Annotated in this window: 9 protein-coding genes; 6 read left to right on the top strand and 3 right to left on the bottom strand. The window is 69.1% G+C overall.

Annotated elements, in window-relative coordinates; all coding sequences use genetic code 11:
* From KGQ19_RS30810 to mctP, 4 genes are all read left to right on the top strand, one after another.
* Positions 1-216: hypothetical protein (locus tag KGQ19_RS30810; RefSeq protein WP_212015577.1), on the top strand; the 216-nt coding region annotated here is incomplete at its 5' end.
* Positions 213-977 carry a bestrophin-like domain gene (locus KGQ19_RS30805; RefSeq protein ID WP_212015575.1) on the top strand — a complete coding sequence of 255 codons (765 nt, stop codon included), beginning with the start codon at positions 213-215 and terminating at the stop codon, positions 975-977. The genes KGQ19_RS30810 and KGQ19_RS30805, both read left to right, overlap by 4 nt.
* 111 nt (positions 978-1088) lie before the next feature.
* The gene (locus KGQ19_RS30800; RefSeq protein WP_212015573.1) at positions 1089-1487 is read left to right on the top strand and encodes a DUF3311 domain-containing protein; all 399 of its coding nucleotides are present in this window, start codon (positions 1089-1091) and stop codon (positions 1485-1487) included.
* Positions 1484-3190, top strand: coding sequence for a monocarboxylate uptake permease MctP (gene mctP / locus KGQ19_RS30795; protein WP_212015571.1), 1707 nt, complete (start codon positions 1484-1486; stop codon positions 3188-3190). The genes KGQ19_RS30800 and mctP overlap by 4 nt, the downstream gene beginning before the upstream one ends.
* 125 nt (positions 3191-3315) lie before the next feature.
* Here the strand turns inward: mctP and KGQ19_RS30790 are convergent, their stop codons facing one another.
* The 3 genes from KGQ19_RS30790 to KGQ19_RS30780 are packed head-to-tail and all read right to left on the bottom strand — an operon-like array spanning position 3316 to position 5900.
* Entirely contained in the window at positions 3316-4461 is a 1146-nt protein-coding gene (locus KGQ19_RS30790; protein WP_212015562.1) for an acyl-CoA dehydrogenase family protein, read from the bottom strand.
* A gap of 44 nt (positions 4462-4505) precedes the next feature.
* Entirely contained in the window at positions 4506-5099 is a 594-nt protein-coding gene (locus KGQ19_RS30785) for a pyridoxamine 5'-phosphate oxidase family protein (RefSeq protein ID WP_212015554.1), read from the bottom strand.
* Positions 5100-5156: 57 nt separating this feature from the next.
* A complete protein-coding gene (locus KGQ19_RS30780) occupies positions 5157-5900 on the bottom strand; it encodes a PadR family transcriptional regulator (protein WP_212015552.1) in 744 nt (247 codons plus the stop codon).
* A gap of 110 nt (positions 5901-6010) precedes the next feature.
* Between KGQ19_RS30780 and KGQ19_RS30775 the strand changes: the two genes are divergently transcribed.
* The gene (locus KGQ19_RS30775) at positions 6011-7138 is read left to right on the top strand and encodes an LLM class flavin-dependent oxidoreductase (protein WP_212015550.1); all 1128 of its coding nucleotides are present in this window, start codon (positions 6011-6013) and stop codon (positions 7136-7138) included.
* A complete protein-coding gene (locus KGQ19_RS30770; protein WP_212015548.1) occupies positions 7135-8106 on the top strand; it encodes an alpha/beta hydrolase in 972 nt (323 codons plus the stop codon). Before KGQ19_RS30775 ends, KGQ19_RS30770 begins: the two co-directional genes overlap by 4 nt.
* The last annotated feature ends 1 nt before the right edge of the window (position 8107 follow it).

The following is an 8107-nucleotide window of genomic DNA, read 5'->3' as shown; positions in this document are numbered from 1 at the left end:
GTGCACCACATCGTGCCGCCGCCCAAGCTCCCCATGAAGAAGCCTGAGATCCCCCCGGCCCAGGCGGCGCTGATCCCGGCGCGCCAGGACCAGGGCCCCGACTGGGGCCTGACCACACTCGTCGCCCTGATGGTCCCGGCGACCATCGCGGCGGCCGCCGCGGCCGGCGGGGCCGCGGGCGGACCAACCGGCCCGGCCACAGGAGGCAAGCCATGATGGTGTTCTGGGCGATACTCGCGCTCGTCGTCGGGGTGATCGTCGCGGTCGGCCTGGCCAGGATGCTCGGCAGCTCCGAGCGTGCGGTCTCCGGCTCGCACAACCCGCAGGCCCTGTCGGTGGTCGGCAGCGCCCTGCTTTCCTCGTTCATCCTGGTGACCGCGTTCCTGATCGCCAGCACCTGGTCCACGTACAACACCGACCGTCAGCACACGTATGACGAGGCCCGTTCCGTGACCACGGCGTACTGGCTGGCCGGCAAGCTCCAGCCCGCCGACCGGGACCGGGTGCGCGCCGGGCTGTCCATGTACACCGACCAGGTGATCGCCGACGACTGGCCGGCGATGGGCCGGCATCAGACCTCGGACACGGCCGCCGCCACGCTGGACGCCCTGCGGGTCGAGGTCGGCGCCATCAAGCCGGCCACCGCGGCCGACGAGCAGGACCGGGCCGACGTCTCCGCGGCCCTGGACGACCTCTACTCCAAGCGGCTGATCCGGGCGGCGGACGTCAACTACTCGATGCCCTCGCTGCTCTACCTGGCGCTGGTGATCGCCGCCGTGCTGCTGGTCGCCTACCCGCCGCTGGTCGGGCTGACCGCCAATCTCCGCAATACGGTCGTGCTGGCGGGTCTCGGCGCGATGGTCGGTTTGGGAATCCTCATCGTGATCGGGCTGTCCCATCCCTACTCCGAGCCGCTGAGTATCGCCCCGACAGCCTTCCGACACGCACTGCAACAGTTCACGCAGATCAACGGATGACGCCAGTACCATCCGTTACCGAGTCGTTGTCAACCAACCCGTGATCGGGAACACACCGGGCGACTAGATTTCGGCGCAGTTTCCCTACGTAAACGGGAGGGGTCTCGTCTCATGTCAGAGAGCGAGCAGAGTACTAGAGGGCCGGTGGTGACGCCGGCCCGCCTCATCGCGGCGGTCTGCGTCATCGTGCCCTTCATCGCCGTGTTGGGGGTGCCGATCTTCGACAAGGACAAGCCGGAAGTCGCGGGCTTCCCGTTCTTCTTCTGGTGGCAGCTGCTCTGGGTCGCGGTGACGGCCGCGCTCATGGGGCTGGCGTACTACGTCGTGCGGCGCGAGGAGTTGGCGCGCCGGCCGGTCGCGGTCGGGGGGACGGTCGTAGCGGCTGCCCCGAAGGCGGACGGCCACGACGGCGCCGCTTCTTCCGAGACGGACGGCACCGCAGGCACCGACGGGACCGCAGGCGCCGCAGGCACCGAAGGTGACACCGCCGAGGAAGGGGACGCGGAATGACCCGCCCGCTGAGCGCATCGAGCGTCCCGACCCCGAACGTCGGCTCGCACGGCGTCAACAAGACCGAGCTGTTCGTCGTCGTCTTCTTCTTCCTGCTGGTCTCCGTACTCGGCTTCCTGGCGGCCCGCTGGCGCAGGGCGCGCGACGCCAACCACCTGGAGGAATGGGGCCTGGGCGGCCGCAGCTTCGGTGGCTGGGTCACCTGGTTCCTGCTCGGCGGCGACCTCTACACCGCCTACACCTTCGTCGCGGTCCCGGCCGCCCTGACCGCCGGCGCCTTCGGCTTCTTCGCGGTGCCCTACACGATCATCGTGTGGCCGCTGGTCTTCCTCTTCCTGCCCCGGCTGTGGTCGGTCTCGCGCAAGCACGGCTACGTCACCCCGGCCGACTTCGCCCGCGGCCGCTACGGCTCCAAGAGCCTGGGCCTGGGCGTGGCCATCGTCGGCGTGGTGGCGACGATGCCCTACATCGCGCTGCAGCTGGTCGGCATCCAGGCCTGCCTGGACGTCATCGGCATCGGCGGCAAGGGCTCCTCGACCTTCGCCAAGGACCTGCCGCTGTTCATCGCCTTCGCGGTGCTGGCGGCCTTCACCTACACCTCGGGCCTGCGCGCCCCGGCGGTGATCGCGTTCGTCAAGGACTTCCTGATCTACCTGGTCATCATCGTCGCGGTCATCTACATCCCGACCCGGGTGGTCGGCGGCTGGCACGGCATCTTCCACCTGGCCTCCACCACCAAGGGCAAGACCAAACCCGGCTTCCTGTCCCTGAACGAGGCCAACGGCAAGGCTAACGCCTTCCCGTACGCGACCCTCGCGCTCGGCTCGGCGATGGCGCTGTTCATGTACCCGCACGCGCAGATCGGCGTGCTGTCCACCAAGAACCGCAACACGGTCCGCAAGAACCTGGCCGGCCTGTCGATGTACTCGCTGGTCCTGGGCTTCATCGCACTGCTCGGCTACATGGCCCTGGCCGTCGGCTTCAACGGCACGCCCACCGGCCACCTCGGCGGCAACGCCCAGCGCGCGGTCCCGGCCCTGTTCGACGCGGTGTTCCCGTCCTGGTTCGCCGGCGTCGCCTTCGCGGCCGTGGCGATCGGCGCCCTGGTCCCGGCGGCGATCATGTCGATCGCGGCGGCGAACCTGTTCACCCGCAACATCTTCGTGGACTTCATCAAGCCGGACGCCACCCCGAAGCAACAGGCACAGGTCTCCAAGACGGTCTCACTCCTGGTGAAGTTCGGCGCCCTGATCTTCGTCCTGGGCCTGGACGCCACCAGCGCGATCAACTTCCAGCTCCTCGGCGGCGTCCTGATCCTGCAGACCTTCCCAGCCATCGTCATAGGCCTGTTCAACCGCTGGTTCCACCGCTGGGCCCTGGTCGCGGGCCTGTGGTCGGGCGTGATCTACGGCATCGTGGTCGCCTGGCAGCAGAAGAAGTTCGCCGCCGACGGCAAGACGGTCCTCCAGCAGCACTTCGGCAACCAGATCGCGAAGGTCCCGGGCACGCACCTGTACTCCTACATCGCGATCACGGCGCTGGTCCTGAACCTGCTCGTCGCCGTGGTGCTGACCCTGGTGTTCCGGGCACTGAAGGTGGCCGACGGCGTCGACGAGACGCAGGCCGCCGACTACACCGCCGACGAAGGCGACGCCGACCTGCCGGACCTGATCGAGGCCGAGCCGGCGCTCGCGGAGATCTAGAGCCGACTTGAGGCGACTTGAGCCGACTTGGTCCCAGCCCCTGACCCAGCGTTAAGGCTGGAGCTAAAGACAAGGCCCCGAGCCCTTATGGGCTCGGGGTTTTGCGCGTCCCGCGACACTCAGCGTCAGGCGGCGAGGCCGACCGCGTGCGCATACCGCCGACGGTGCCACGCGGGGGTGCCGAAGAGCTGCGAGGTGGCGTGCGCACGCTTGAAGTAGAGGTGGATCGGGTGCTCCCACGTGATGCCGATACCGCCGTGCAGCTGGATCGCCTCACCGGCGATGACGGAGAAGGCCTCGGAGCAGTAGGCCTTGGCGCGTGACGCGGCGACGGTGAGTCCGTCCCCTGACACAGCTGCGAACGCGGCGGCGTAGGAGGCGGAGCGTGCCGACTCCAGGAGGGTGAACATGTCGGCGAGGCGATGCTTGACCGCTTGGAAGGAACCGATCGGGCGGCCGAACTGCACACGCTGCTTCGCATAGGCGAGGGTCAGATCGAAGGCACGCTGGGCCGCACCTACTTGCTCGGCTGAGACAGCGACGCACGCCAGGTCGAGGATCCGGTCGAGCGGAGCGTCGGCGCTGAGCAACGTTGCGGGGGACTGATGGAACTCCACACGCGCCTGCGGTCGACCCGGATCGACAGTCTCGACCGATCGCACGACGGCATCCGAGGCGTCAACCACAAACAAGCCGACACCCGGCAAGCCGAGACCCGGCATGCCCACACCTGACGAGCCGACGCCAGGCCCCGGCTGGGACCCGCGCGCCAGACCCCGGCGTGCCTCCTGTATCAGCCCACTGCCATTCGCCATCAGCGCCGGCACCACCAACAAGTCCGCCTCGCCGCCATCCAGCACATGCCCGTCCACACCATTCAGCCGCCAGCCGCCACCGCTACCTCGGCCACCTCCGCCACCTCCGCCACTAGCCTCGACCGCCCCGCCCCACCCGACCGCCGCCCGCGTCTCACCCGCCGCGATCCCCGGCAGCAAATCCCCCTTAGCCCGCACCGAATCCCCCGCCAGAATCGCCTGCGCAGCCAACGTCGTGCTCAAGAACCCCGGCGCCGCCAAAGCCGCCCCAAGCTCCTCCAACACCACATGCGTCTCCAGCACCGAGAACCCGCCCCCGCCGAATTCCTCGGGAACCGCAAGCCCAAGCGCTCCGACCTGCTCGCCGAGCAGCCGCCACACGTCGCCGCCGGCGACCCGCTCCAGCAGCGTCCGCACCGTCCGCCGGAGTTCTTCCTGTTCGGGGTCGAAGCGCATGGCGCGGACCGTAGCCGTCTTCGCGGCAAGTCGCCAGAGCGCCGCTACGCCTGCTGTCCCGAGGTCAGTTGGGACCGCAGCGTTTCGACCGGGACGGCCGGCAGCCCGTCGATACTCGTCGCGTTCTTCCGCGCCACATAGTCCACGTGGAACTCCTCATCCCGTCGCCCGAAGTACTCCGCGAGCAGCCGCCGGTCCCCCTTGTACTCCATGAACGGCACCGCGTAGCCGCACGAGTCGCTGATTCGTGTCGCCCGCACCAGGACGATCGCGCGGGCGCCGGGGTCGGCGGCGGCCGGGAACAGGCTGATGTGCTCGTCCCAGCGTGGGTCGTCGCGCCACAGGACCTCGCCGGTGCCGTGGACGCGGACGATGTTCGGCGGCCCCTCGAATGCCACCCACATCAGGGTGATGCGGCCGTTCTCGCGCAGGTGGGCCAGGCTCTCGGCGCCGCTGCCGGTCAGGTCCAGGTACGCCAGCCGGTCCGGGCCGAGGACGGCCAGTGAGCCGAGCGTGCCCTTGGGGGAGAGGTTGACGTGTCCGTCGGCGGCCAGTGGGGCGGTCGCGACGAAGAACAGGGGCTGCGCCTCGATGAACGTGCGCAGTTTGGCGTCGATGACCTCGTGCACGTTAGCCATGCTTCGAGTGTCCACCGGTGCCCGCATGGTGGGCAATATCATTCCGAATCATGGACACTATTCGGTGCTTGGCACCCCCGGCAGCCGAGGCGCCAAGGAAGGCGAATCCGGCGGCAACGGCACCGGCTCGGTAGCCCGCCCCGAAGCCGCCAACTCGTCCAGATCGCGCAGCATCTGCTCAGCGAGATCGCGCTCCGCCGCGTGATACCGCTCGGCCCACTTCAGTGCGAGCTCCGGATACGCCCAAGCCGTCTCGCCGTGCGCGGCGTCCGCATCCACCGCGGCCTCGGCCCGCCGCCGCTCGGAGTTGTCACGGTGCTCGGCCACGATCTCGTGCAGCCGCTCCGGTTCCGTCAGGTGTCCCAGCCAGACCCGCAGGAGCACCCCGTGCTTCAGCACCGGCGCCTCCACCGGCGCCGTCCGGGACCAGTTCCGCACCGCCTCGCGCCCGGTGTCGGTGATCGCGTATACGCGCTTGCCGCGCACATCGTCCTGCATCACGGTCCGCGAGGTCACGTACCCGTGCTTCTCCAGCCGCTTGAGCTCGCTGTAGATCTGGCTGAACGACGGCGACCAGTAGAAGAGCTTCAGCGACCAGTCGGCCCACTTCTTGATGTCGTAGCCGGACAGCTCCTGCTCGAACGACAGCATGCCGAGCACCGCCCAGCTGGTCGCCGGCAGCTTCGGGTCGTCGGTGGGAGCGCCGTCGGCACCGGCACCGGCACCGGCACCGCCGCCGGCGCCCGCCGGTTCGTCCCGGGACTGAGCTGATCCAGCTGATCGAGCTGATTGAGGGCCCATTTCAGCAAGAGTAGTGCAGGCCCCGGCGGCCCTTGACACCTCGCACGGCCTGAGATTCCATGCGCCACGCAGTGTGTTTCTAATAGAAATACCAACCGCGGGAGGCGCCCGTGCAGTTCTCCGTGATCTTCGAAGCCCAACTCGCCGACCCCACGCCACAGCGCGAGCGCGAGACCCTGGCCGACTGCGTCGAGCAGGCCGTGGCCGCCGAGGCCGCCGGCTTCGACCGGATCTGGGCCGTCGAGCACCATTCGCTGCTCCGCTACGCCCACATGTCCGCCCCCGACGTCTTCCTGGCCCACGTCGCCGCCAAGACCAGCCGCATCCGCCTCGGCCACGGCGTCGTCTGCCTGCCGTTCGGCTACGGCCACCCGATCCGGGTCGCCGAACGGGCCGCGATGCTCGACGTCCTGTCCGGCGGCCGTCTCGACCTCGGCGCCGGACGCGGGGCGACCCGGCAGGAGATGGCGATGTGCGGTGTGGACCCCGCCTCGACCTACGAACAGGTCGAAGAAGCCTTACGGATCATCGGAAACTGCTGGACCGCCGAGCAGTTCCAGTGGCACGGATTGCTCGACATCGGCCCCGGCCAGGTGCTGCCCCGTCCGGTCCAGACCCCGCACCCGCCGCTGTTCATGGCGTGCTCGAAGGCTGAGACCCTGCGCACCGCCGCCGACTACGGCGTCGGCGCGCTGGTCCTGGGGTTCGCCGGCGCCGAGGAGATCTCGGCGATGCGGCGGGTGTACGACGCGGCGCTGGCCGAGCGTACCGGCGAACGGTTCGTCTCGGCCGTCCGCAACGACCACTTCGCCGCGCTGTGCCCGACGATCGTGGCCGACGACGGCGCCGAGGCGTTCCGGATCGGCGCGCGCGGTCAGCGCTTCTTCGCCGAGTCGATCCTGCACTGGTACGGCGGCGGCCCGGAGCCGTCCGAGGACACCGCGGACGACGACAACGCGGCCGTGCTCAAGCTGGAGCGGGAAGCGGTCGTCGCCAAGCTGCACGAGGCGAACATCCCGGTCCGTCCCAGCTCCACCGGCACCTACAACGTGGACCACGCCTACGGCACCGCGTCCCGCGCCGTCGAGTACGTCGGACAACTCGCCCGGATCGGCGTCGACGAGGTGATCTGTCTGATCCAGATGGGTACCGTCCCGCATGACGCCGCGCTGGAGACCATCCGCCAGTGGGGAGCCCACGTGATCCCGCATTTCCGGAAGAAGGACGAGACCCGATGACGCTCGATCCAAGCGCCCGTGCCATTGTCGACGTGCTCACGGCGGTCTTCCCCGACCTCGGCGAGACGGTCACCGACGCGGTCCAGGCCCGCGAAATCCTTGCCCGCGCACCGGAATTGCCGATCCTGGTGGAACTTCCGTCGGTCGTGGACCGGACGGTCCCGGGGCCCGAAGGCGCTCCGGAGATCCCGGTCCGGATCTACCGCCCGGTCGCGGATCAGGATGCTGATCACGACGCGGTGACACCTGTCGTCGTGTTCTTCCACGGCGGCGGCTTCTCGATCTGCGACATCGCCGTCTACGACAACTTCTGTCGGGACCTCGCGCACTCCACGGGAGCGACAGTGGTCTCGGTGGAGTACCGGCTCGCGCCGGAGACGCCTTACCCGGGTGGCCTGAACGACGCCTACGCCGTCACGAGCTGGGTCAGCTCGCACGCCGCCGAACTGCGAGTGGACCCGGCCCGCCTCGCCGTAGCCGGGGACAGCTCCGGCGGCAACTTCGCGGCGGTGGTGTCGTTGATGGCACGAGATCGCGCCGCGCAGGGAAGTCCGAGTCCTGCGATCGCGCTCCAACTGCTGATCTATCCGTCCGTGGACATCCGCGAGGACGGCTACCCGTCGCGGGAGGAGAACGCGACCGGGTTCTTCCTCACCGCGAAGCACATGGCCTGGTTCCACGAGCAGTACGTGCAGGGTGCCGACGTCGCCGATCCCTACATGTCGCCGATCAATGCGCCGGATCTCAGTGGTCTGCCGCGGGCCTGCGTCGTCACCGCGGAGCACGATCCGCTGCGGGACGAAGGCGATGCCTACGCCGCCAGGCTCGCCGCGGCCGGGGTCGCCGTGGAGCACCTTCCGGTGGAGGGGATGTTCCACGGCTTCCTGAACATGCCGCATCCGACCGCCGCTAAGACCCGCGCCGCGGTGTTCTCCGCGGTGCGGGCCGCTCTCGCGGTGAGCGCCTGAG

The sequence above is a fragment of the Catenulispora pinistramenti genome (assembly GCF_018274385.1).
Classification (GTDB): Bacteria; Actinomycetota; Actinomycetes; order Streptomycetales; family Catenulisporaceae; genus Catenulispora; species Catenulispora pinistramenti.
This window is presented reverse-complemented; position numbering and strand designations above follow the sequence as displayed.